A 23,967-nucleotide genomic window follows, 5' to 3' on the forward strand; every position below is an offset into this window, starting at 1 on the left:
CCTCGGAACGGGGTCGGTGGGTGGTCGCGGGGCCATTCTGGCGGGTGGGCGGCCCGGACCGCGGGGGCGGGTGTCCGGGCCCGGGTCTCCGGGGCCGGATCTCCGGGCCGCGGGCGCGGTCAGTAGGACTTGGGCAGGCCCAGGGTCTGGTGGGAGACGAAGTTGAGGATCATCTCCCGGCTGACGGGGGCGATCCGGGCCACCCGCGAGGCGGGGATCAGCGCGGCCAGTCCGTACTCGCGGGTGAGGCCGTTGCCGCCGAGGGTGTGCACGGCCTGGTCCACGGCCCGTACGCAGGCCTCCCCGGCGGCGTACTTGGCCATGTTGGCGGCCTCGCCGGCGGCCAGGTCGTCGCCCCGGTCGTACAGGTGGGCCGCCTTCTGCATCATCAGCCGGGCGAGCTCCAGCTCGATGTGCGCCTGGGCCAGGGGGTGCGCGATCGCCTGGTGGGCGCCGATGGTTTCCTTCCAGACCTGGCGGGTCTTGGCGTACTCGACGGCCTTGGCGAGGGCGTGGCGGCCCATGCCGATGGCGAAGGCGGCGGTCATGACGCGTTCGGGGTTGAGTCCGGCGAAGAGCTGGAGGAGTCCGGCGTCCTCTCCCCCTACGACCTCGTCGTGGGAGGCGCCCCCACCGACCAACGCGTCGGCGGGCAGCCGGACCTCGTCCAGGACCAGCTCGAACTGCTTCTCCGCCGCCTGGATCTCCATGTCGATCAAGGACCTGGTGAAGCCCGGTGCGTCACGCGGGACGATGAACAGGCAGGGCTTGAGCCGGCCTGTGCGGGCGTCCTCGGTGCGGCCGACGACGAGGGTGGCGTCGGCGGTGTCCACGCCCGAGACGAAGACCTTGCGGCCGGTGAGGATCCAGTCCGTGCCGTCCCGGCGGGCGGTGGTGGTGATGCGGTGGGAGTTGGAGCCGGCGTCGGGTTCGGTGATGCCGAAGGCCATCGTGCGGCTGCCGTCGGCCAGTCCCGGCAGCCAGGTCCGCTTCTGCTGCTCGGTGCCGAACCGGGTGATGACGGTGCCGCAGATGGCCGGCGAGACGACCATCATCAGGAGCGGGCAGCCGGCCGCGCCGAGTTCCTCCAGCACGATGGAGAGTTCGGTGATGCCGCCGCCTCCGCCGCCGTACTCCTCGGGGAGGTTGACGCCGAGGTAGCCGAGTTTGGCCGCGTCGGCCCAGAGCTCGTCGGGGTGGCCGCCCTCGCGGGCGATCCGGGCGAGGTAGTCGCGGCCGTAACGCCGTCCGAGGGCGGCGACGGCGGCGCGCAGGGCCTGGTGTTCTTCGTTTTCGAGGACGGGGGCGGGGGTGGGAGTGGGGCTCATGACTGCGGTTCCTCCTGGACGACGGCGAGCAGGGCGCCGAGCTCGACCTGACGGCCGGGGGCGGCGTGGAGCGCGGTGAGCGTGCCGGAGGCGGGGGCGAGGACGCGGTGCTCCATCTTCATGGCCTCCAGCCAGAGCAGGGGTTGTCCGGCGGTGACCGCGGCGCCGGGCGCGAGGCCTTCGGCCACGCGGACGACCGTGCCGGGCATGGGGGCGAGCAGGGAGCCGGGTTCGGTGCGGTCCCTCGGCTCCGTGAACCGGGGCAGGGCGGTGAGGGTGTGGCCGCCGAGCGCCGAGTCGACGTACGTCTCTGCTTCGGCACCCGGCTTGTTCGAATTGCGTTTCACGTGGAACACGCGCCGTACACCGTCGACTTCGAGGGTGACGGCGGTCGGTCCGGCGGCGAGGACGCGGACCGAGGGGTGGTCCACGGGCTCCGGGAGTCCGGCCCGGGTGTGCCGGTAGCGGATCTCGTGCACGGTGCCGTCCGGCCCGCGGTAGCGGCGCAACTGCGGCTGGGAGGGCACGTTGCGCCAGCCGCCGAGGCGTGCGGCGAGCGGGACTCCGGTACCCGAGGGGCCGGGGTGGGGGGCGGCCGCCTCGGCGAGTGCCGCGGCCAGGGCCGAGAGGCCGGCGTCCGGGGCGGCGGCGGTCAGTTCGGCGAGGTTGCGGTCGTAGAAGCCGGTGTCCGGCAGGCCGCCGGTGAACTCGGGGTGCCGGAGGCTGGCGACGAGCAGGTCGCGGTTGGTGGTGAGGCCGTGGACGCGGGCCCGGGTGAGGGCGTGGGTGAGGGCGCGCAGGGCCTCGTCCCGGGTGGGGGCGTGGGCGACGACCTTGGCCAGCATGGCGTCGTAGTGGACGCCGACGGTGTCGCCGCCGGCGAAGCCGGTGTCGACGCGGACTCCGCCCGGCACGCTGAAGGTGTGCAGGGTGCCGGTCTGCGGCCGCCAGTCCTGCGCCGGGTCCTCGGCGTACAGGCGGGCCTCGACGGCGTGTCCGGTGGGCCGGGGCGGTTCGGCGGGCAGTGCGTGGCCCTCGGCGATGCGCAGCTGGTGGGCGACGAGGTCGATGCCGAAGACCTCTTCGGTGACGGGGTGTTCGACCTGGAGGCGGGTGTTCATCTCCAGGAAGCAGGGGCGGCCGTCGGCGGTGACGAGGAACTCGACGGTGCCGGCCCCGCGGTAGGACACGGCGCGGGCGGCGGCCACGGCGGCCTCGTGGAGGGCGGTGCGCAGTTCCGCGGGCAGGCCGGGCGCCGGGGCCTCCTCGATCACCTTCTGGTGGCGGCGCTGGAGCGAGCAGTCGCGGGTGCCGAGGGCCCAGACGGTGCCGTGGGCGTCGGCGAGGACCTGCACCTCCACGTGGCGGCCGCGTTCCACGTAGGGCTCTGCGAACACCTCGCCGTCACCGAAGGCGGACCGGGCCTCGGCGGAGGCCTCGGCGAGTTCCTCGGGCAGCCGGTCGAGGTCGCGCACCAGGCGCATGCCGCGGCCCCCACCGCCGGCCGCCGCCTTGAGCAGCAGGGGGAGGTCGTCGGGGCCGGCCTTCTCGGGGTCGACGGGGTCCAGGAGGGGCACTCCGGCGGCCCGCATCAGCTCCTTGGCGCGGGTCTTGGAGGCCATGGCCTCGATCGCCTCGGGGGGCGGGCCGATCCAGAGCAGGCCGGCCGCGGTGACGGCGCGGGCGAAGCCGGCGTTCTCGGAGAGGAACCCGTAGCCGGGGTGCACGGCGTCCGCGCCGGCGGCGAGCGCCGCCGCGATGACCGCGTCGCCGCGGAGGTAGGTGTCGGCGGGGGCGGCGCCGGGCAGCCGTACGGCCGCGTCCGCCTCCCGTACGTGCAGGGCGGTGGCGTCCGGGTCGGAATGGACGGCGATGGTGTCGATGCCGAGGGCGCGGGCGGTGCGGAACACCCGGACGGCGATCTCGCCGCGGTTGGCCACGAGCAGGGAACGGATCATCTGGGGGCTCACATCCGGAAGACGCCGAAGCCGCCGCGGGCGCCCTCGACGGGGGCGTTGTGGACGGCCGACAGGCACAGGCCGAGGACGGTGCGGGTGTCGCGGGGGTCGATGACCCCGTCGTCGTACAGCCGTCCCGACAGGAACATGGGCAGGGATTCGGACTCGATCTGCGCCTCGACGAAGGCGCGCATCCCGGCGTCGCCCTCCTCGTCGTACGGCCGGCCCTTCGCGGCGGCGGACTGGCGGGCCACGATGGACAGCACCCCGGCGAGCTGCTGGGGGCCCATCACCGCGGACTTGGCGCTGGGCCAGGCGAACAGGAAGCGGGGGTCGTACGCGCGGCCGCACATGCCGTAGTGGCCGGCGCCGTAGCTGGCGCCGACGACGACGGACAGGTGCGGGACCCGCGAGTTGGAGACCGCGTTGATCATCATCGAGCCGTGTTTGATGATGCCGCCCTGCTCGTACTCCTTGCCCACCATGTAGCCGGTGGTGTTGTGGAGGAAGAGCAGGGGGATGTCCCGCTGGTTGGCGAGCTGGATGAACTGGGCGGCCTTCTGCGACTCGGCGCTGAAGAGGACGCCCTGGGCGTTGGCGAGGATGCCCAGGGGATAGCCGTGGAGAGTGGCCCAGCCGGTCACCAGGCTGGTGCCGTAGAGCGGTTTGAACTCGTCGAACTCGGAGGCGTCGACGATGCGGGCGATGACCTCGCGGGGGTCGAAGGGGGTCTTCAGGTCGGCGGGCACGATGCCGAGGAGTTCCTCGGGGTCGTGGACCGGCTCGGCGGCCGGGGGCGGTTCGGGGTGGGCCCGGCGGTGGTTGAGCCGGGCGACGATACGGCGGGCCTGCCGGATCGCGTCCCCCTCGTCGACGGCGTAGTGGTCGGCGAGGCCCGAGGTACGGGCGTGCATGTCGGCGCCGCCGAGGGACTCGTCGTCGCTCTCCTCGCCGGTGGCCATCCTGACCAGCGGCGGTCCGCCGAGGAACACCTTCGACCGGTCCTTGATCATGACCGTGTGGTCGGACATGCCGGGGATGTAGGCGCCGCCGGCGGTGGAGTTGCCGAAGACCACGGCGACGGTGGGGATGCCGGCGGCGGACAGCCGGGTGAGGTCGCGGAAGACCGCCCCGCCGGGGATGAAGATCTCCTTCTGGGAGGGCAGGTCGGCACCGCCGGACTCGACGAGGCTGATGCAGGGCAGCCGGTTCGCGAGGGCGATCTCGTTGGCCCGGAGGGCCTTGCGCAGGGTCCACGGGTTGGAGGCGCCGCCGCGGACGGTCGGGTCGTTGGCGGTGATCAGGCATTCGGTGCCTTCGACCGTGCCGATGCCGGTGACCATGGACGCGCCCACGGGGTAGTCGCTGCCCCAGGCCGCGAGCGGGGACAGCTCCAGGAAGGGGGTGTCCGGGTCGAGCAGCAGCTCGACCCGCTCCCGGGCGAGCAGCTTGCCGCGTGCGCGGTGCCGCTCGGTGTACTTCTCCCCACCGCCGGCCAGCGCCTTCGCGTGCTCCGCGGCGAGCGTGGCGAGACGTTCCAGGGCGGCGGAGCGGTGGGCGAGGTGGTCGGGGTCGAGGGGGTCGACGCGGGTACCGAGACGGGTCACGGCGCGGGCTCCTCCGGGGACGGGACGAGGTCGGTCGGGATGTCGAGGTGGCGGGAGCGGAGCCACTCGCCGAGGGCCTTGGCCTGCGGGTCGAAGCGGTGGCCGGACGCGGCGCCGGCGCCGAGGAGGCCCTCGATGGTGAAGTTGAGGGCGCGCAGGGCGGGGAGGGGGTGGCGGGTGACGCGGAGCGGCCCGGTCTCGGGGAGGAGCGACTTGAGGCGGGTCACGGTGAGGGTGGCCGCCAGCCAGGCGTACGCGGCGTCGGTCTCCACCCAGACGCCGAGGTTGGCGTCCCCGCCCTTGTCGCCGCTGCGGGCGCCGGCGATCAGGCCGAGGGGGGCGCGGGTGTGGCTCCCCGCGGGGCCGCTGCCTGTGGGGTTGCTGCCTGCGGGGTTGCTGCCGTCCGGGCCGTTCCCCGCCGGGCCGTTCCCGGCCGCACCGTTCCCTGCCGGGCCGTTCCCGGCCGCGCCGTTCCCTGCCGGGCCGTTCCCTGCGGGGCTCTCCCCCACCCCGCCCCTTCCCGAAACCGGGGCCCCGGCACCGGACCCCGGCCCGGCCGGACCGGGCAACGAGGCTCCGCCCACGGCTTCGCCCGAGCTCCCGGGGCTCCGCCCCGGACCCCGCTCCTCAAACGCCGGAGGGGCTGAAGACGGCCCCGGACCCGGGGACGCCGCGGGAGCTGAGATGGGCCCCGGACCCGCGGACGCCGGAGGGGCTGAGAATGGCCCCGGGGCGGGGAGTTCGACTCGGGTGCCGGTGGGGAGGACGGCTGTCGGGGTGAGGGAGGTGGCCGGGACGGTGTCCGCGGTGAACGTGCCGTACGGGCTCGCCGGGGTCGGCGGCGACGTGACGTGGAAGCCCGGATAGCTCGCCAGGGCCAGCTCGATCGCCGTGGAGGTGAGCGCCCTCCCCACCCGGTCCGGGGACGGGTCCCGCACCACCAGCCGCAGCAGCGCCGACGCCGCCTCCTGCGTGTCCGCGTCCGGATGGTCCGTACGGGCCAGCGTCCACGACACGGACTCCACGCCCGCCAGGACGTCCGCCAGCTGCGCCCGGACCAGCTCGGCCTTGGCCTCGACGTCCAGGCCGGTCAGGACGAACACCACCTCGTTGCGCCAGCCGCCGATGCGGGTGACACCGACCTTGAGGGTGGACGGTGGCGGCTCGCCCGCGACCGGGCCCACACGGACCCGGTCCGGGCCCTCCTGCGTCAGGCGGACCGTGTCCAGGCGGGCGGTGACGTCCGGGCCCAGGTACCGGACCCCCTGCGTCTCGTACAGGAGCTGGGCGGTGACCGTGCCGGGCGTGACCAGCCCGCCCGTACCCGGGTGTTTGGTGATCACCGACGAGCCGTCCGCGGCGATCTCCGCGAGCGGGAACCCGGGCCGGCGGACGTCCACGCCCGGCCGGGCGAAGAACGCGTAGTTGCCGCCCGTCGCCTGGGTGCCGCACTCCAGCACGTGACCCGCCACCACCGCCCCGGCCAGCCGGTCCCAGTCGTCCGGGGCCCAGTCGAACCACCAGGCCGCCGGTCCGGTCACCAGGGCCGCGTCCGTGACCCGGCCGGTCACCACCACGTCCGCCCCGGCCCGCAGACAGGCGGTGATGCCCGCCCCGCCCAGGTAGGCGTTGGCGGTCAGCGCCCCGTCCCGGTACGGCATTAGGTCGTCGCCCTCGACGTGGGCGACCTTCAGCGGCACCCCGGCGCGCTCCACCGCCGCGCGTACGGCGTCGGCCAGCCCGGCCGGGTTGAGCCCGCCCGCGTTGGTCACCAGCCGGACCCGTTTCTCGTGCAGCAGACCGAGGCAGTCGTCGAGTTGCCGGAGGAACGTCTTGGCGTAACCGAGGCCGGGGTCCTTCAGCCGGTCACGGCCGAGGACGAGCATGGTCAGCTCGGCGAGGTAGTCGCCGGTGAGCACGTCCAGCGGGCCACCGGTCAGCATCTCGCGCATCGCCGAGAGCCGGTCGCCGTAGAACCCGGACGCGTTGCCGATGCGCAGCGGCCGCCGCTCCGCCGCCGTCACCGCCGCTCCCCCGGTCCACGGCCGGCGCCCGCCGGCCCGGCGAACGCCTGGGCGATGTCCAGCCAGCGGTCCGCGTCCGCGCCCTCGGCGGTGACCGCGAGGTCACAGCGGTGCGCCCGCTGGGTCACCAGCAGACAGAAGTCCAGCGCGGGCCCGGTGACCCGCTGTCCGGCCTCCGGCGGCCCGTACGCCCAGACCTCCGGCCCGTCGGGCGCCGTCAGCTCCACCCGGAACTCCTCCGCCGGCACGGGGAGCCCGCGGACCGCGAAGGCGTAGTCGCGGGCGCGTACGCCGATCCTGGCGACGTGCCGCAGCCGTGCCGTCGGGGCACGGCGCACGCCGAGCGCGTCGGCGACGTCCTGACCGTGCGCCCAGGTCTCCATCAGGCGGGCGCTCGCCATCGACGCGGTCTTCATCGGCGGCCCGTACCAGGGGAAGCGGACGTCCGGCGCGGCGGTGGCGAGCGCGGCGTCCAGCGCGGTGCGCCCCTTCCGCCAGCGGGCCAGGAGCTCGGCGGGCGGATCGGCGGCGCCCTGCTCGGCGCCCTCGTCGACGAAGCGGTCGGGGGCCGCGAGGGCCGCCCCGACCAGGGTGCCGAAGGCGGCGGCATCGGTGAGGGAGAGCAGGGCGGAGTGGTCGGTCCAGGCGAGGTGGGCGATCTGGTGGGCGATGGTCCAGCCGGGTGCCGGGGTGGGCAGGGCCCACTGCCCCTCGGTCAACTCGGCTACCAGCAGGTCGAGTTCGCGGCCCTCCTCGCGGAGATCGGACCGGACGGCGACGGACGGGTCGAGCACGTGCGCTCCCCTCGGCGATGGCGTGGGGGCAGCGTGGCAGCGGGAACCGAAACAATCAAGCACGCTTGCATGATTTGTTGGGGCGGGCGTACGGCAGTTGGCCGGAAAGCGGTGTACGGGCCGTCAGGCGTCCATCGGTGGTGCCTGGTCCACCGGCCCGGGCTCGAAGCCCGCCAGCATCCGTTCGAGGGCGGCCTGGTCCGGGCCGACGAACGGGCTGGTCCCGGGCGCCCGCGACAGGGTGTCCAGCAGCCTGCCGGTCATGCCGGTGGCGGGCGGCAGGTGGGTGCAGAGCACGGTCTCCGGGTCCATGGCCCGCAGCGGTTCGAGGCCGGCCCGGTACTTGTCCGGATCCACCATGTGCACCCAGGGGCTGTCCACCGTGGCCCACAGCAGCTGGGCCGCCTCCAGCTCGGGGCCGGCGACCGGGCCCACGTCGGGCGCGGTCGCCAGTTCGGCCGTCGGCATGGGCCCGCCGAAGCAGTCGGAGCTGAAGCAGGTGCGGGTGCGGTCGTCGTAGAAGCCGACGGTGGCGGGGTTGTCGAACAGCGGCGGGCGGAACGCGTGCAGCCGCCGGTCGCCCACGTCCAGGCTCTGGCCGGGGTTGAGGAAGTACACGCGGTCCATGGGCAGCGGCCGCTCGGTGGACATGATCCCGGCGCCCATGAAGGTGGTGACCACCCGCGCGCCGGGCGCCGCGTCGATCAGGTCGAACAGCCCGCCGGTGTGGTCCCGGTCGGGGTGCGTCAGCCAGATCCAGCGCACGTCGGCGGGGTCGACGACGTCGCCGAGCGCGTCGAGGAAGTTCCGGTCCGGGAGGCTGAGCCCGGTGTCGACCACCACCGGCTCCCGGGCGCGCAGGACGAACGCGTTGACCGGGATGAAACCGATGCCCGGCACCTCCAGGCAGTCCGCCAGTACGTCGGTGTCCGTTCCGACCTTGTGCGTGCCCATGGTCATCACCTCTCCACCTGCCATGCTCCGCCGCCCGGGTTGCGCGCGCACCCGGGCGGCGGTAGCGGAGGGCGCGTCACCGGCGGCGGGTGAAGTCCATCGTCCAGTTGACCAGCCAGGTCTCCCCGCCGTCGGTGGAGAACGCCTGCTCCCAGCGCACCGAGTCGGCGGTGACGTCCGAGTACACGAACCGCACCCGCACCGGCTCGCCGTCGTGGGTGTCCTCGCCGTGGAACACCCCGCGGCCGTCCTCGAACCGCCCGGTCACCGGCGGGAACAGCACGCCGGCCCGGCGGCTCGCCCAGTACAGGGACCACTGCCGCCGCTCCCGGTCGTAGAGGCGCAGGGTCAGCCCGGCGGAGCCCTTGGTCGGGAACTCGATCTCGTCGAAGCAGGCCACTCCGTCGAGGTGGCGGGTGGCGGTCGATACGGCCGGGAACTCCTCCCAGTCGCTCTCCGCGTCCAGGAAGTCGGTGCGCCAGCGGTTCGCCACGTCCCAGGTGCCGGCGAGGAAGTCGAAGTCGTTCACATCGTTCATGGACGGCACGCTAGGAGCCCTCCACTGACACCATGTGTCAGCGGAACACGGCACAGAGAGCACGGGAGCGGGGTGGCGGGCGTGAAGGCCGGCAGGCTGGTGTCGATGCTGCTCCTGTTGCAGACCCGGGGGCGGATGACCGCCGCCGAGCTGGCCACGGAGCTGGAGGTGTCCGTCCGCACGGTGTACCGGGACGCGGAGGCCCTCGGCGCGGCCGGCGTACCGCTCTACGCCGACCCCGGCCACCACGGCGGCTACCGGCTGCTGGGCGGCTACCGGACCCGGCTCACCGGCCTGAGCAGCGGCGAGGCCGAGGCCCTGTTCCTCTCCGGTGTCCCCGGACCCGCCGCCGAACTGGGCCTCGGCCCCGCCCTGGCCGCCGCGCAGCTGAAACTGCGGGCGGCCCTCCCGCCGGAACTGCGGGCACAGGCCGACCGGATGCGGACACGGTTCCACCTGGACGCACCCGGCTGGTACGCGGACGAGACCGAGGTGCCGTTCCTGCCGCGCGTCGCGGACGCGGTCTGGCGGAGCCGGGTGGTCGAGATCCGCTACCGGCGCTGGCGGGAACCCCGCGAGGTCGACCGCCGGCTCCGGCCGTACGGCCTGGTCCTCAAGGCCGGCCGGTGGTACCTCGTCGCCGCGCCGGACACCCCCGCGGAAGACCGGCCGCCCCGCACCTACCGGGCCGACCAGATCCTCGGCCTCACCGAGACCGGCACCGCCTTCGAACTCCCCGCCGGCTTCGACCTCGCCGCCCACTGGCAGGCCGCCCAGCGCTCCTTCCACGACCGCCTGCACCGGGGCACCGCCCTGGTACGCCTCTCCCCGCGCGGCGCCGGGCTGCTCACCGGCGCCCAGGCCCGGGCGCTCGCCGACACCGGGGAGCCCGACCCGGACGGCCCGGACGGCTGGCTCCGCGCCACGCTGCCGGTCGAGGCGCCCGAGCAGGCCGTCGCGCAGTTCCTCGGGCTGGGAGCGGACGCGGAGGTGCTGGGCCCGCCCGAGCTGCGGCTGCGGATCGCCGGGGCGGCCCGCGCCGTGGCGGAGCGGTACGCCGCGCCGGTGGAGCCGCAGGGGCCGGTCGGGACGCCGGCCGTGCCGCCGAGGGGGCCGGCCGTGCCGCCGAGGACGCCGGCCGTGCCGCCCGGGTCGCCCGTCAGGCCGCCCGGGCCGCCCGTCAGACCGCCGGTTCCGGAAGGGGCCGCGCCGTCGACCTGACCGCGCCCATGCTGGCCGCGATCACCAGGGCGATCGCCAGGGCGTCGGTCGCGGAGAGCGCCTGGTTCAGGACCAGGAAGCCCGCGGCCGCCGCGATGGCCGGCTCCAGGCTCATCAGGATCGCGAAGGTGGGCGCGGGCAGCCGCCGCAGGGCCAGCAGCTCCAGGGTGTAAGGCAGCACCGAGGACAGCACGGCCACCCCCACGCCCAGCGCCAGCGTGCCGGGCACCAGCAGCGCCGGGCCGGCGTCGGCGACACCGATCGGCAGCGAGAGCACCGCCGCCACCGTCATCGCCAGCGCCAGGCCGTCGGCCTGCGGGAAACGGCGGCCCGTACGGGCGCTGAACACGATGTACGCCGCCCACATGGCACCCGCACCGAGGGCGAACGCGGCGCCCGCCGGGTCGAGGGCGCCGAAGCCGAAGCCGCCGTCGCCGTCGCCGCCGTGACCGGACAGCAGGACCACCCCGCCCAGCGCGAGGACCGCCCACAGGAGGTTGACCAGCCGCCGGGAGACCACCACCGACAGCGCCAGCGGCCCGAGCACCTCCAGGGTGACGGCCGGGCCGAGCGGGATGCGCTCCACCGCCTGGTAGAAGAGCCCGTTCATCGCACCCATGGCCACGCCGAAGGCGAACACGGTGACCCAGTCGGAGCGGGAGTAGCCGCGCACCTTCGGCCGGCAGATCAGCAGCAGCACGAGCGCGGCGGCGGCCAGCCGCAGCGCGACCACCCCCGCAGCCCCCGCCCGCGGCATCAGCATCACCGCGAGCGCCGCACCGAACTGCACCGAGACACCGGCCGCCAGCACCAGCCCGACCGGTCCGAGCCGCGAGGGCCCGCGGCCGCGCCCGCGCAGGACGGCGGCGCCGCCGGCGGGAGCGGGGCCGGGGGCGGCGGTCTCGGAGGCGGGTGCGGTGGAAGCCGGGACGGAATGCGACATTCCACCAGGGTAAGCCCGCCGTAAGGACCATGGCGCAGTGTTTTGCCTTACGTCCGTGGTCCGGCGGGCTCGCCGTCGCCGATCGCCTCCGCCAGGACCTCGGCGAGGTGCCGGGCACGGTGGCCGGGCAGCAGCTGGGCGATCTGGGTCCGGCAGGAGAACCCGTCGGCCAGCACCGCCGCCCCCGGGGGTGCCGCCCGCAGGGCGGGCAGCAGCTGCTCCTCGGCGCAGGCGGTGGACACCTCGTGGTGCCCCGGCTCGAAACCGAAGTTGCCGGCCAGGCCGCAGCACCCGCCGGACAGCGCGCCGACCAGACCGGCCCGCTCGCGCAGCCGCCGGTCCGCCGCGTCACCGAGCACGGCGTGCTGGTGGCAGTGGGTCTGCCCGGCCACGGGCCGGTCCAGGCGGGGCGGCCGCCAGTCCGGTGCGAGCTCCTCCAGCGCCTCCGCGAACGTCCGTACGGAGGCGGCCAGCCGGGCCGCCCGCGGGTCCCCGGGGAGCAGGGCCGGCAGGTCCCCGCGGAGCGCGGCCGCACAGCTGGGCTCCAGCACGACGACGGGGTCCCGTACCTCGCCCAGGGCGTCCAGCGTCCGGCGCAGCACCCGGCGGGCCCGGTCCGGCCGGCCGGTGGACACGTACGTCAGCCCGCAGCACACCCGCCCCGCCGGCGCCGACACCCCGATCCCGGCCGCCTCGAACACCCGCACGGCGGCACGCCCGGCCTCCGGCGCCAGGTACTCGGTGAAGGTGTCCGGCCACAGCGTGACCCGGGCACGCCACGCCCCGTCCCCGGACGCCGGCTCGGACGCCTCCCCGCCCCCGGACGCCGGCCCCCGCCGGAGCCGCCACCAGCGGGTGAACGGCGTCCCCGCCAGCGGCGGCAGCGGACGGGACGGCGTGAGGCCCGCCAGCGCGCCGATGCCCCGGACCCGCGCCAGCAGGTTCAGCGGCCGGGCCAGGCGCAGCACCGCCGCGGCGCGCAGCAGCGACGGCAGCCCGCCCAGCGTGTAGTGGGACAGCGGCCGGAGCCGGCCGGCCCAGTGGCGGTGCAGGAACTCCGACTTGTACGCGGCCATGTCCACACCCACCGGGCAGTCGCTCAGACAGCCCTTGCAGCCCAGGCAGAGGTCCAGCGCCTCCCGGACCTCCACCGAACGCCACCCGTCCCGCACCGGCCCGCCGGGCGCCCCCGGCCCGCCCGGCCCGCCCAGCAGCATCTCGTGCAGCAGCCGGGCCCGGCCCCGGGTCGAGTGCCGCTCCTCCCCCGTGACCCGGTACGAGGGACACATCACCCCCGCGCCCGCCGCCACCGGCGCACGGCACTTGGCGACGCCCACGCAGCGCGCCACCTCCCGCGCCAGCGGGAGTTCCGGAAGCCCGGCGAAGCGGAGGTTCTCGTCCAGCCGGGCCGGACGGACCAGGATCCCCGGGTTCATGCCGCCCGCCGGGTCCCACACGTCCTTGTACGCGGCGAAGAGCTCCACCACCTCCGGCCCGTACATCCGCGGCAGGAGCTCGGCACGGGCCTGCCCGTCGCCGTGCTCCCCCGACAGCGAGCCGCCGTGCGCGACGACCAGGTCCGCGAGGTCCGAGGAGAACTCCCGGTAGCGGGCCACGCCTTCCCCGCTCACCAGGTCGAAGTCCAGCCGCACGTGCACGCACCCCTCGCCGAAGTGCCCGTACGGCACCCCGCGCAGCCCGTAACGGGCCGCCAGGGCACGGAACTCCCGCAGGTACGCCCCCAGCCGTGCCGGCGGCACCGCGCAGTCCTCCCAGCCGGGCCAGGCCTCCCCACCCGCCCCGCCCGCCCCGCCCGCCCCGCCCGCCGGACGCGTCGCCGTCCCCGCCGCGTCCTCCCGGATCCGCCACAGCGCCCGCTGCCCCGCCCGGTCCGCGACCACCACGGTGTCCAGCGCGTCCGCCGCCCGGGCCAGCGCCAGCGCCGCCACCGCGTCCGGCATCTCCACGAACAGCCAGGCCCCGCCCCTCGGCAGGCCCACCGGTGCGGCACCGCCCAGCAGGTCGGCCGCCATCCCCTCGACGGTGAGCGGCCCGTACCGCAGCAGGCCGGCCGCCGCGTCCGCCGCCGCACCCTCGTCGGGATAGCCGAGGACCGCCAGGGCCGGCTCGGGCGGCGCCTCCACCAGCCGGACCACCGCCTCGGTGACCACCCCGAGGGTGCCCTCGCTCCCGCAGAAGGCACGCGCCGCCCCCACCCCGTTCTCCGGCAGCAGCGCGTCCAGCGCGTACCCGGAGATCCGCCGGCCGAAGTCCCGCGGCATGCCCGTGCGCAGCAGCGCCAGGTTCCGGGTCACCAGCGGCTCCAGCCCCGCCGGGGTGCCCGCCCAGCCCCTGCCGATCCGCCGCACCCCGCCGTCCCGGTCCCCGTACGCCAGGACGGACAGCTCCAGCACGTTGTCGGCCGTGGTGCCCCAGGCCACCGAGTGCGGCCCGCACGCGTTGTTGCCGATCATCCCGCCGAGGGTGCAGCGGGACCGGGTGGACGGGTCCGGCCCGAACGTCAGCCCGTGCGGCGCGGCCGCGGCCCGCAGCCGGTCCAGGACCAGCCCCGGCTGGACCACGGCCGTCCGCGCACCCGGGTCGAGGGAGAGCAGGCCGGCCATGTGCCGGGTGAGATCGATCACCACGCCGACGCCCGTCGCCTGACCGCCGATCGACGTCCCGCCGCCGCGCGGCACCACCGGAACCCCCTGCGCGGCGCAGACCGACAGCACCGCCGCCACGTCCTCGGCGTCCCTCGGCGCCACCACCCCGAGCGGTACCCGCCGGTAGTTCGACGCGTCCATCGTGGTCAGCGCCCGGGCCGACACGCCGAAGTCCACCTCGCCGCGCACCGCCGCCCGCAACGCCCGCTCGACCGGCCGACCGGCCCGCTCCAGATCCGTCACGCGTCCATCGTTGCCCGCGCGCCACCGTCTCATCGGGTGGACGCGCTCCCTGCGCCCGCCCGGCGAACCGATACGCTCCGCTCGTGGCTGAGATCCAGATTCCCGCTGACATCAAGCCCGCCGACGGACGCTTCGGCGCGGGCCCCTCCAAGGTGCGGACGGAAGCGCTGGACGCGCTGGCCGCCACCGGAACCTCCCTGCTCGGTACCTCCCACCGCCAAGCCCCGGTCAAGAACCTGGTCGGCTCCATGCGGCAGGGCATCCGGGACCTCTTCTCCCTCCCCGAGGGCTACGAGGTGATCCTGGGCAACGGCGGCTCCACCGCCTTCTGGGACATCGCGACGCACGGGCTGATCGAGAACAAGTCCCAGCACCTCACCTTCGGCGAGTTCTCCTCCAAGTTCGCCAAGGCGGCCAAGCTGGCGCCGTGGCTGGCCGAGCCGACCGTCGTCTCCTCCGACCCGGGCACCCACCCCGAGCCGGTCGCCGAGGCGGGCGTGGACGTGTACGCGTTCACCCACAACGAGACCTCCACCGGTGTCGCCGCCCCGCTGAAGCGGGTCGCGGGCGCCGACGAGGGCGCCCTCGTCCTGGTGGACGCCACCTCCGGGGCCGGCGGCCTCCCCGTCGACATCACCGAGACCGACGTCTACTACTTCGCCCCGCAGAAGTCCTTCGCCTCGGACGGCGGCCTGTGGCTGGCCGCGTTCTCCCCGGCCGCCCTGGAGCGCGCCGCGCGCGTCCACGCCTCCGGCCGGCACGTCCCCGAGTTCTTCTCGCTGCCGACGGCCATCGACAACTCGCTGAAGAACCAGACGTACAACACCCCGGCGCTCTCCACCCTGTTCCTGCTGGACCAGCAGCTGAAGTGGATCAACGGCCAGGGCGGCCTGGACTGGGCGACCTCCCGTACGGCGGCCTCCGCGGCCAACCTGTACGGCTGGGCCGAGGCGTCCAAGTACGCAGAGCCGTTCGTCACCGACCCGGCGAAGCGTTCCGCGGTCATCGGCACCATCGACTTCTCCGACGACATCGACGCGGCGGCCGTCGCCAAGGTGCTGCGCGCCAACGGCATCGTGGACACCGAGCCCTACCGCAAGCTCGGCCGCAACCAGCTGCGCATCGCGATGTTCCCGGCCATCGACCCGGCCGACGTGCAGGCCCTCACCGCCTGCATCGACCACGTCATCGAGAAGCTCTGACGCTCTGACGCGCTGACGAGGGGCCCGGCCCCGCGCGGCGAAGCCCCCGGTGACCCGACGGTCGCCGGGGGCTTCGCCGTGTCCGCCGGGACTCCGGCGCGGTGGACTTCACACCCCCAACGGCAAGGCTCACCGGCCGCTCCCCCGCGAACCCTCCGCGCCCGCGCACGATAACTTCGGGGTCCGACACACAACAGGAGGCGGCGACGTGAGCGTGCGAGTGACGGCGGCCCACAGTGGTCTGGACCCCTTCGGAACGGCCCGCCTGCGACGCGGCGTCCTCGACGCCTGGGGCGCCGGCCCGGCCCGGTTCCGCGAGGACGCCAACGCCGAGGAGGACCTGGCGCTCGGCGGATACCGGGACCGGCTCGTCGTCGAACTCGCGCAGAACGCCGCCGACGCCGCCGCCCGCGCCGGCGTAGCCGGCCGGCTCCGGCTCACCCTGCACGACGGCGACGGCGACGACCGGCACGGCGCCCTGGCCGTAGCCAACACCGGCGCCCCCCTGGACGCGGCCGGCGTGGAGTCGCTGAGCACGCTGCGGGCCTCCGCCAAACGCGAGTCGGCCGGGGAGAGCGTCGGCCGGTTCGGCGTCGGCTTCGCCGCCGTACTGGCCGTCTCGGACGAGCCCGCCGTCATCGGCCGGCACGGCGGCGTCCGCTGGTCGCTGGCCGAAGCCCGCGAACTCGCCGCCGAGTCCGCCCGGCACAGCCCCGGCCTCGGCGACGAACTCCGCCGCCGCGACGGGCACGTACCGCTGCTGCGACTGCCACTGCCCGCCGAGGGCGCCGCACCCGAGGGCTACGACACGGTCGTCGTCCTGCCGCTGCGGGACGCCGCCGCCCGCGACCTGACCGAACGGCTGCTGGCCGGCATCGACGACGCGCTCCTGCTGACCCTGCCCGGCCTGGACGAGGTCGTCGTGGAGACCGCCGACGGCGTACGCACCCTGACCCGGCGCACCGACGGCCCGTTCACCGTCGTCGACGACAGCGCCGGCGAGGTCCTGCACTGGCGCACCGTCCGCCACAGCGGCACCATCGAACCCGCCCTGCTCGCCGACCGGCCGGTCGAGGAACGGCTCCGGCCGACGTGGACGGTCACCTGGGCCGTACCGGTCGACGCCCAGGGCGCACCCGTCCGCCCCGACACCGCGGCCGTGGTGCACGCCCCCACCCCCACCGACGAACCCCTCGGCCTCCCCGCCCTGCTCATCGCGACGCTGCCGCTGGACACCGCCCGCCGCCACCCCGCCCCCGGCCCCCTCACCGACTTCCTCGTGGAGCGGGCCGCCGACGCGTACGCCGAACTCCTCGGCGACTGGCAGCCGGTGACCACCGCCCTGATCGACCTGGTGCCCGGCCCGCTCGGCAAGGGCGAACTCGACGGCGCGCTCCGCGCGGCGATCCTGCGGCGCCTCCCCCGGACCGCGTTCCTGGCCCCGGCCGCCCCCTCCGAGGAGCTGACCGCGCTCCGCCCGTTCGAGGCCGAGGTCGTCGAGGGCGCGGGAGCCGACACCGTACGGGTGCTCGCCGAGGTACTGCCGACCCTGCTGCCGGCCGGACTGGAGCGCCGCCCCGAGCTGCGCGCCCTGGGGGTGGGCCGGCTCCCGCTCGGCGACGCCATCGAGCGGATCGCGGGCGCGGAGCGGCCGCCGGCGTGGTGGCACCGCCTGTACGACACGCTGGCCGGGGTGGACCCGGACCGGCTGAGCGGGCTGCCCGTACCGCTCGCCGCCCCGGAGGGGGGCGAGTTCACCGGGCCGCGCACGGCGATCGGGCCCCGGCACGTCCTGCTGCCCGGCCCGGACACCCCGGCCGCCCTGACCCGGATCGGGCTGAAGATCGCCCACCCGGAGGCGGCGCACCCTCTGCTGGAGAAGCTCGGGGCGATCCCGGCGAACCCGCGGGCCGTGCTGACAACCCCGCAGGTGCGGGCGGCGGTGGCCGCCTCGCTGGACGCCGGGGACATCTGGGACGAGGACGCCCTGGACCCGGACGAGCTCGCGGAGATCGTGCTCGGCCTGGTGCGCGACGCCGCCCTGGACCCCGGCGACGAGCCGTGGCTGGGCGCGCTGGCACTGCCCGACGAGGACGGCGAGCCCACCCCGGCCGGTGAACTGCTGCTGCCGGGTTCACCGTTCGCCTCCGTCATCCGCGAGGGTGAACTTCCCTACGTGGACCGCGAGCTGGCCGACCGCTGGGGCGAGCAGCCGCTGACCGCGGTGGGCGTGCTCGCCGGCTTCCAGCTGGTCCGGGCCACCGACGTGGTACTCGACCCGGACGAACTGGAGCCGCGCGAGGGCGACTTCGCCGAGCCGGACGACGCCGGGCTGCTGGACGCGGTCGACGTGTGGTGCGAGGACGTACTGGACCAGCTGCCCGACACGCCGGTGCCGCCGGTGGCGACCGAACTGGTGGCCGTACGGGACCTGGACCTGGTGGACGACGACCACTGGCCGCAGGCACTGGCCCTGCTGGCCCGGCCGCCGCTGCGGGACGCGCTGACCCAGCCGGTGCGGGTGCTGCTGCCGGACGGCACCACCCGGACGGTCCGCCCGTACACCGCGTGGTGGCTGCGCGACCACCCGGTGCTCGACGGCCGCCGCCCGGCCGGCCTGCGCGCGGCCGGCGGCGACCCGCTCCTGGAGGGCCTCTACACCTCGGCCGACGCCACCGGCTTCGAGGACGAGCAGGTGCTGCGGGCCCTGGGCGTACGCACCTCCGTGGCGGCCCTGCTGGACGAGCCGGGCGGCGCCGCCGAACTGCTGGGCCGGCTGGCCGACCCGGACCGGCGGGTGACCGGCCGCCAGCTGCACGCCCTGTACGGGGCGCTGTCGGAGCTGGACCCGGAGCAGGTCACGCTCCCGGACGAGCTGCGGGCGGTGGTGGACGGCGAGGTCGTGGTCGTCGACGCCGCCGAGGCGGTGGTGGCCGACGCCCCGGACCTGCTGCCGCTGACGGCGGGCCTGCCGCTGTTGCCCGTGGCCCCGTCCCGCGCCGCCGACCTGGCCGACCTGCTGCAGGTGCGGCGGCTGTCGGAGACGGTGCCGGCGGAGGTCACCACCCCGGGCGAGGAGCACGAGGTCCCGGAGTCGGTGCACGTCCTGCTGGGCCCGGCGACCCCGGCCACGTACCTGGAGCACGAGGAGCTGGTGGCGGGCGGCGTCGAGCTGGACTGGCGCCTCACCGGCGACGGGGTGCTGCACGCGGCGACCCTGGAGGGGGTCGCCGCGGGTCTGGCCTGGGCGGCCGGCCAGTGGCCCCGCCGCTTCGAGGTGGCGGCGCTGCTGGAGGACCCGTCGCGCACGGCGGAGCTCGCACGGGACCGGTGGTTCGACTGACGGGAAGCTAGAACGCCTTCTCCCAGTCGATCGCGGCCATGCTCCGGAAGGCGGGGACGGCGGCCGGCTCGGCGGCCGGGGCCTGCCCGTTGTGGGAGCCGACGGTGACGTCGCGGCCGGCGTTGAAGACGTCGTCCTGGGCGATCTGCACGACCGTGCTGCCGACGACGAAGACGTACGTCGGGCCGTCGTCGGCGGCGGCGGGCGCGGCACTGCCGAGCACTCCGAGGGCGGCGGCGGCTGCGAGGGTGAGGGCGGTTCGCTTCATGGTGGTACCTCCCGGCTGGGGGCTGGCTGTCGGCACCTGTGGAAGGTAGGAGCCCGGCCTCCGCACCCCGCGCCCCGACACGCGTCCGGACGGGTACCACCCGGATGCCCGCCCCGCCGGCCTACCCCGGGAAGCGGCGGTCGACCCAGCGGAAGGTGAACTCGATCAGGGCTGCGGCGGCCGCGGCGATGGCGACGGCCGTCCACGGCATGGTCGTGCCGACCAGCTTGAGCTGGAAGAAGTCCTGGAGCCAGGGGATGACGAGGACCAGCAGGAAGCCCAGGCCCATCGCCCCGACCAGGGCGACCCGCCACCACGTGTAGGGGCGCGCGATGATCGCCAGGACCCACATCGAGGTGAGGAACAGCGTGAGGGTGGCGGCGCTGGTCTCGGCCTCCAGCGCGCCGGGGCCGCTGTAGTGGGACCGGGCCACCAGGTAGGTGACGAAGGTGGCGACGGCGGCGACGGCGCCGCCGGGGACGGCGTACCGCATCACCCGTTTGACGAAGTGCGGCTTGGCGCGCTCCTTGTTCGGCGCGAGGGCCAGGAAGAACGCCGGGACGCCGATGGTGAGGGTGGACAGCAGGGTCAGGTGGCGGGGCAGGAAGGGGTACTCCACCTGCGAGCAGACCACCAGGATGGCCAGCAGGACGGAGTAGACCGTCTTGGTGAGGAACAGGGTCGCGACGCGCGTGATGTTGCCGATGACCCGACGACCCTCGGCCACCACCGACGGCAGGGTCGCGAAGGAGTTGTCGAGCAGGACGATCTGGGCGACGGCGCGGGTGGCCTCGGAGCCCGAGCCCATGGAGACGCCGATGTCGGCGTCCTTGAGGGCGAGGACGTCGTTGACACCGTCGCCGGTCATGGCGACGGTGTGCCCGCGGGACTGGAGGGCGCCGACCATGTCCCGCTTCTGCTGGGGGGTGACCCGGCCGAAGACGGCGTTCTTGTCCAGTTCCTCGGCCATGGCGTCCTGCTCGGTGGGCAGGCGGCGGGCGTCGACGGTGTTCTCGGCGCCGGGCAGGCCCAGCTTCCCGGCGACCGCGGAGACGGACACCGCGTTGTCGCCGGAGATGACCTTCGCCTGGACGTCCTGCTCGTCGAAGTAGCGCAGGGTGTCGGCGGCGTCGGGTCGCAGCCGCTGCTCCAGCACCACCAGGGCCGTGGGCCGGACGCCGGCGGTGACGTGTTCGTCGTCGAGTTCCCGGGCCGTGCGGACGAGCAGCAGGACGCGCAGGCCCTGCTCGTTGAGGTGGTCGATCTCCTCCAGGGTGGGGTCGCCGGGGGGCAGCAGCACGTCGGGGGCGCCGAGCAGCCAGGTGCTGTTCTCGCCGTCGCCCTCGCTGAAGCTGGCGCCGCTGTACTTGCGGGCGGAGGAGAACGGGAGAGACTCGGTGCAGCGCCAGTCCTCGCTGTCGGGGTAGGCGTCGATGACGGCCTGGAGGCTGGCGTTGGGGCGGGGGTCGGACTCGCCGAGGGCGCCGAGGACCTTCTTCACGTGTTCGGGGTCGGCGCCGCCGAGGGTGCGCAGCTCGGTGACGTCCATTCCGCCCTCGGTGAGGGTGCCGGTCTTGTCGAGGCAGACGACGTCGACCCGGGCGAGGCCCTCGATGGCGGGGAGTTCCTGGACCAGGCACTGCTTGCGGCCGAGCCGGATGACGCCGATGGCGAAGGCCACGGAGGTGAGGAGGACCAGGCCCTCGGGGATCATCGGGACGATGCCGCCGACGGTGCGGGCGATGGAGTCCTTGAGGTTGCTGTCCTTGACGATCAGCTGGCTGACGATCAGGCCGATGGACGTCGGGACCATCATCCAGGTGACGTACTTGAGGATGGTGGAGATGCCGGAGCGCAGCTCGGAGTGGACCAGGGTGAAGCGGGAGGCCTCTTCGGCGAGCTGGGCGGCGTAGGCCTCGCGGCCCACCTTGGTGGCGGTGAAGGCGCCCGTGCCGGCGACCACGAAGGAGCCGGACATCACGTGGTCGCCCGGCTTCTTCAGGACCGGGTCGGCCTCGCCGGTGAGCAGGGACTCGTCGATCTCCAGGCCGTCGGCCTCGCCGACGACGCCGTCGACGACGACCTTGTCCCCGGGGCCGAGTTCGACGACGTCGTCGAGGACGATCTCGGAGGTGGAGATCCCGGCGGCGCGGCCGTCGCGGCGGACGCTGGGTCTGGCCTCGCCGATGACGGCCAGGCTGTCGAGGGTCTTCTTCGCCCGGAGTTCCTGGATGATGCCGATACCGGTGTTCGCGATGATCACGAAGCCGAAGAGGCTGTCCTGGATCGGCGCGACGACGAGCATGATCACCCAGAGCACGCCGATGATGGCGTTGAACCGGGTGAAGACGTTGCCGCGGACGATGTCGGCGGTGGAGCGGGAGGACCGGACGGGCACGTCGTTGACGGCTCCGCGGGCGACGCGTTCGGCGACCTCCGCGGTGGTGAGTCCGCCGGGCTTGAACACGGGGTCGGGCAGCGGCACCGGGTGCACCGGATCGAGCTCGGCCCCCGCGTCGATGGCGGCGCCGGCGGGGTCGCCCCGCTCCGGACCGTCGTGTTCGATTCCTGCCCGCTGCGTCATGCTTCCGACGTTAAGGGCCCGCCGAACGCTTCACCCGCCGAGCGGCCGGAAGATCCGACTTCAGGATGAGCGGAATCATTCGCTGGTCGGGGCGGTCCCCCCGGCGCCGCCGTCGGCGGCGGTGCGGGCCGCGGCGTGCCGCTTGAGGGCGGCGTCGCGGGCGCGCACGTACCAGATGCCGATCAGGCCGAGTCCGCCGCCGGCCGCGCAGGTCCACACCCACCACAGCAGGTCGCGGTCGGCGAACCAGCCGTAGAAGGGGAGCTGGAGCAGGAACATCGCGAACCAGAGGACGGTGCCACCGGTGACGGTCGCCACCACCGGCCCCTCCAGGGGCTCGGGTGCCTCGCGGGTCGGCGCCTTCAGGAATCCAGCCATGCCAGCAGTCTAGGTGCGGTTCGCAGACGTCTACGCGCGGAGATGGACGTCACTTCGTTCATGTGTTCATACTGAAACGGTTTGCTTCTGTCGGGATTCGCTCGTGCGAACCTCCCAAACGAACCACTTTGAGGACCGAATGAGCACCTCGGCCCCCGTCGCCACGGCGACCTCCCCCGAGCCCTCCCCGGGAACCGGCACCCTGGACCGCTACTTCAAGATCTCCGAGCGCGGCTCCACGCTCGCCCGCGAGATCCGCGGCGGCTTCGCGACCTTCTTCGCGATGGCCTACATCATCGTGCTGAACCCGATCATCCTCGGCAGCGCGAAGGACATGTACGGCCACCAGCTCGACGGGGGCCAGCTGGTCACCGCCACCGTGCTGACCGCGGCCTTCACCACCCTCCTCATGGGTGTCATCGGCAACGTCCCGATCGCCCTGGCCGCCGGCCTCGGCGTGAACACGGTCGTCGCCCTCCAGCTGGCGCCGCGGATGAGCTGGCCCGACGCGATGGGCATGGTCGTCCTGGCCGGCTTCGTCGTCATGCTGCTGGTGGCCACCGGCCTGCGGGAGCGGGTCATGAACGCCGTCCCGCTGGGCCTGCGCAAGGGCATCGCCATCGGCATCGGCCTGTTCATCATGCTGATCGGCCTGGTCGACTCCGGCTTCGTCTCCCGCATCCCGGACGCCGCGCACACCACCGTCCCGCTCCAGCTCGGCGGCAACGGCCACCTGCACGGCTGGCCGGTCCTGGTCTTCGTCCTGGGCACGCTGCTCACCCTGGCGCTGCTGATCCGCAAGACCCCCGGCGCGATCCTGATCTCGATCGTGGTCATGACGGTCGTCGCGGTGGCCGTGCAGCTGGTGGCGGACCTGCCGGGTCAGGCCTGGGGCCTGACCGTCCCGGAGTGGCCGGGCAACCCGGTGGCCATGCCCGACTTCGGGCTGGTCGGCGAGGTCAGCCTGTTCGGCGGCTTCGGCAAGGTCGGCCTGCTCACCGGCCTGCTGTTCGTCTTCACCGTGCTGCTGTCCTGCTTCTTCGACGCGATGGGGACGATCCTCGGCGTCGGCGACGAGGCCAAGCTGATCGACAAGGACGGCAACTTCCCCGGCATCAACAAGGTCCTGCTGGTGGACGGCCTGGCCGTCGCCTCCGGCGGCGCCACCTCGTCGTCGGCGACCACCTGCTTCGTGGAGTCCACGGCCGGCGTCGGCGAGGGCGCCCGCACCGGTCTGGCCAACGTGGTGACCGGCGGCCTCTTCGCCGTGGCGCTCTTCCTCACCCCGCTGGCCACCATGGTCCCGTCCCAGGCCGCCACGCCGGCGCTGGTCGCGGTCGGCTTCCTGATCCTGGCGGGATCGGTGAAGGACATCGACTGGAGCGACTTCACCATCGCCGTCCCGGCCTTCCTGGCGATGCTGATGATGCCCTTCACCTACTCGATCACCAACGGCATCGGCATCGGCTTCATCAGCTTCTGCGTCCTGCGCCTGGCGACCGGACGCGGCCGCGAGGTCCCGGCGGCCATGTACGCGGTCTCGGCGGTCTTCGTCTTCTACTACGCGATGCCCGCGCTGGGGCTCACGTGAGGCCGTAGAACTTCTCCGTCTCGTCGACGGCCGCCTTGAAGCGCTCGTCGAAGTCATCGCGAACGAGCGTCCGGACCACGTAGTCCTGGACGCTCATTCCGCGTTTGGCGGCATGAGTCCGGAGGCGGTCGAGGAGCTCCCCGTCTATGCGCATGCTCAGCACATGTGTCCCCATGCCGAAAGGGTCGGGGCAGCGGGTGCCGACGTGAGTCGCTTTCCGCAAGCAGCTCACTCGTACGAGTGACGAAACCCGCCCGCGGGCGGAGCGCGGCCCGAGGTGACGAAAAGCATTGGTCTTTAGCGAGAGTAATGAGTTAAGCTAAGG

At 74.3% G+C, this 23,967-nt stretch carries 17 protein-coding genes; 4 read left to right on the top strand and 13 right to left on the bottom strand.

All coding sequences use genetic code 11. The features are described 5' to 3' along the window. Positions 1–119: 119 nt before the first annotated feature. The 7 genes from ACFY61_RS24395 to ACFY61_RS24425 form a co-directional block, all read right to left on the bottom strand. Positions 120–1,328: an acyl-CoA dehydrogenase family protein gene (locus ACFY61_RS24395; RefSeq protein WP_389475039.1), complete on the bottom strand. Its 1,209-nt coding sequence runs from the start codon at positions 1,326–1,328 to the stop codon at positions 120–122. Next, positions 1,325–3,286 (bottom strand): biotin carboxylase N-terminal domain-containing protein, encoded by a 1,962-nt coding sequence (locus tag ACFY61_RS24400; RefSeq protein ID WP_389475041.1) that lies wholly within the window; start codon positions 3,284–3,286, stop codon positions 1,325–1,327. The genes ACFY61_RS24395 and ACFY61_RS24400 overlap by 4 nt, the downstream gene beginning before the upstream one ends. An 8-nt stretch (positions 3,287–3,294) precedes the next feature. Then, entirely contained in the window at positions 3,295–4,893 is a 1,599-nt protein-coding gene (locus tag ACFY61_RS24405; protein ID WP_389475043.1) for an acyl-CoA carboxylase subunit beta, read from the bottom strand. Then, positions 4,890–6,845: an acyclic terpene utilization AtuA family protein gene (locus ACFY61_RS24410; protein WP_389475320.1), complete on the bottom strand. Its 1,956-nt coding sequence runs from the start codon at positions 6,843–6,845 to the stop codon at positions 4,890–4,892. The genes ACFY61_RS24405 and ACFY61_RS24410 overlap by 4 nt, the downstream gene beginning before the upstream one ends. A 68-nt stretch (positions 6,846–6,913) precedes the next feature. Then, entirely contained in the window at positions 6,914–7,711 is a 798-nt protein-coding gene (locus tag ACFY61_RS24415; RefSeq protein ID WP_389475045.1) for a TIGR03084 family metal-binding protein, read from the bottom strand. A 123-nt stretch (positions 7,712–7,834) separates the two neighbouring features. Then, positions 7,835–8,665 carry an MBL fold metallo-hydrolase gene (locus ACFY61_RS24420; RefSeq protein ID WP_389475047.1) on the bottom strand — a complete coding sequence of 277 codons (831 nt, stop codon included), beginning with the start codon at positions 8,663–8,665 and terminating at the stop codon, positions 7,835–7,837. Positions 8,666–8,741: 76 nt separating this feature from the next. Next, entirely contained in the window at positions 8,742–9,203 is a 462-nt protein-coding gene (locus ACFY61_RS24425) for a hypothetical protein (protein WP_389475049.1), read from the bottom strand. Between the two features lie 81 nt (positions 9,204–9,284). On the opposite strand from ACFY61_RS24425, the gene ACFY61_RS24430 reads away from it, so the two are divergent. Further along, positions 9,285–10,424, top strand: coding sequence for a helix-turn-helix transcriptional regulator (locus ACFY61_RS24430; RefSeq protein ID WP_389475051.1), 1,140 nt, complete (start codon positions 9,285–9,287; stop codon positions 10,422–10,424). On the opposite strand, the gene ACFY61_RS24435 is transcribed toward ACFY61_RS24430, so the two are convergent. Together ACFY61_RS24435 and ACFY61_RS24440 are read right to left on the bottom strand one after the other, a co-directional pair. Continuing rightward, entirely contained in the window at positions 10,384–11,367 is a 984-nt protein-coding gene (locus ACFY61_RS24435; RefSeq protein ID WP_389475053.1) for a DMT family transporter, read from the bottom strand. The genes ACFY61_RS24430 and ACFY61_RS24435 overlap by 41 nt on opposite strands. Positions 11,368–11,414: 47 nt before the next feature. Then, positions 11,415–14,309, bottom strand: a complete 2,895-nt coding sequence (locus ACFY61_RS24440) for an FAD-binding and (Fe-S)-binding domain-containing protein (RefSeq protein ID WP_389475055.1) — start codon at positions 14,307–14,309, stop codon at positions 11,415–11,417. A 50-nt stretch (positions 14,310–14,359) separates the two neighbouring features. Here ACFY61_RS24440 and serC point away from each other — a divergent pair, with 50 nt between their 5' ends. Together serC and ACFY61_RS24450 are read left to right on the top strand one after the other, a co-directional pair. Next, positions 14,360–15,478 (top strand): phosphoserine transaminase, encoded by a 1,119-nt coding sequence (gene serC / locus ACFY61_RS24445; RefSeq protein ID WP_389475056.1) that lies wholly within the window; start codon positions 14,360–14,362, stop codon positions 15,476–15,478. A 208-nt stretch (positions 15,479–15,686) separates the two neighbouring features. Continuing rightward, positions 15,687–18,821 (top strand): sacsin N-terminal ATP-binding-like domain-containing protein, encoded by a 3,135-nt coding sequence (locus ACFY61_RS24450; protein WP_389475058.1) that lies wholly within the window; start codon positions 15,687–15,689, stop codon positions 18,819–18,821. 7 nt (positions 18,822–18,828) lie between these two features. Here the strand turns inward: ACFY61_RS24450 and ACFY61_RS24455 are convergent, their stop codons facing one another. The 3 genes from ACFY61_RS24455 to ACFY61_RS24465 form a co-directional block, all read right to left on the bottom strand. Then, positions 18,829–19,089 (bottom strand): hypothetical protein, encoded by a 261-nt coding sequence (locus tag ACFY61_RS24455; protein ID WP_389475060.1) that lies wholly within the window; start codon positions 19,087–19,089, stop codon positions 18,829–18,831. A gap of 121 nt (positions 19,090–19,210) precedes the next feature. Beyond that, a complete protein-coding gene (locus ACFY61_RS24460) occupies positions 19,211–21,673 on the bottom strand; it encodes an HAD-IC family P-type ATPase (RefSeq protein ID WP_389475062.1) in 2,463 nt (820 codons plus the stop codon). A gap of 75 nt (positions 21,674–21,748) precedes the next feature. Then, on the bottom strand, positions 21,749–22,051 hold the full coding sequence (locus ACFY61_RS24465; protein ID WP_389475064.1) for a DUF2530 domain-containing protein: 303 nt from the start codon (positions 22,049–22,051) through the stop codon (positions 21,749–21,751). Positions 22,052–22,190: 139 nt separating this feature from the next. On the opposite strand from ACFY61_RS24465, the gene ACFY61_RS24470 reads away from it, so the two are divergent. Continuing rightward, positions 22,191–23,642, top strand: a complete 1,452-nt coding sequence (locus tag ACFY61_RS24470; RefSeq protein ID WP_389475066.1) for an NCS2 family permease — start codon at positions 22,191–22,193, stop codon at positions 23,640–23,642. On the opposite strand, the gene ACFY61_RS24475 is transcribed toward ACFY61_RS24470, so the two are convergent. After that, complete coding sequence (locus tag ACFY61_RS24475) at positions 23,635–23,817, bottom strand: ribbon-helix-helix protein, CopG family (RefSeq protein ID WP_389475068.1); 183 nt, start codon at positions 23,815–23,817, stop codon at positions 23,635–23,637. The genes ACFY61_RS24470 and ACFY61_RS24475 overlap by 8 nt on opposite strands. Between the last annotated feature and the right edge of the window lie 150 nt (positions 23,818–23,967).

The sequence above is a fragment of the Streptomyces sp. NPDC012888 genome (genome assembly GCF_042900645.1).
Classification (GTDB): Bacteria; Actinomycetota; Actinomycetes; order Streptomycetales; family Streptomycetaceae; genus Streptomyces.

Bases quoted from the DNA above. Each gene is read 5' to 3' on its own strand.
- ACFY61_RS24395 (WP_389475039.1), bottom strand. From the start codon at position 1,328: ATGAGCCCCACTCCCACCCCCGCCCCCGTCCTCGAAAACGAAGAACAC.
- ACFY61_RS24400 (WP_389475041.1), bottom strand. From the start codon at position 3,286: ATGATCCGTTCCCTGCTCGTGGCCAACCGCGGCGAGATCGCCGTCCGG.
- ACFY61_RS24410 (WP_389475320.1), bottom strand. From the start codon at position 6,845: ATGCGCGAGATGCTGACCGGTGGCCCGCTGGACGTGCTCACCGGCGAC.
- ACFY61_RS24420 (WP_389475047.1), bottom strand. From the start codon at position 8,665: ATGGGCACGCACAAGGTCGGAACGGACACCGACGTACTGGCGGACTGC.
- ACFY61_RS24425 (WP_389475049.1), bottom strand. From the start codon at position 9,203: ATGAACGATGTGAACGACTTCGACTTCCTCGCCGGCACCTGGGACGTG.
- ACFY61_RS24435 (WP_389475053.1), bottom strand. From the start codon at position 11,367: ATGTCGCATTCCGTCCCGGCTTCCACCGCACCCGCCTCCGAGACCGCC.
- ACFY61_RS24440 (WP_389475055.1), bottom strand. From the start codon at position 14,309: ATGAGACGGTGGCGCGCGGGCAACGATGGACGCGTGACGGATCTGGAG.
- ACFY61_RS24455 (WP_389475060.1), bottom strand. From the start codon at position 19,089: ATGAAGCGAACCGCCCTCACCCTCGCAGCCGCCGCCGCCCTCGGAGTG.
- ACFY61_RS24460 (WP_389475062.1), bottom strand. From the start codon at position 21,673: ATGACGCAGCGGGCAGGAATCGAACACGACGGTCCGGAGCGGGGCGAC.
- ACFY61_RS24465 (WP_389475064.1), bottom strand. From the start codon at position 22,051: ATGGCTGGATTCCTGAAGGCGCCGACCCGCGAGGCACCCGAGCCCCTG.
- ACFY61_RS24470 (WP_389475066.1), top strand. From the start codon at position 22,191: ATGAGCACCTCGGCCCCCGTCGCCACGGCGACCTCCCCCGAGCCCTCC.
- ACFY61_RS24475 (WP_389475068.1), bottom strand. From the start codon at position 23,817: ATGGGGACACATGTGCTGAGCATGCGCATAGACGGGGAGCTCCTCGAC.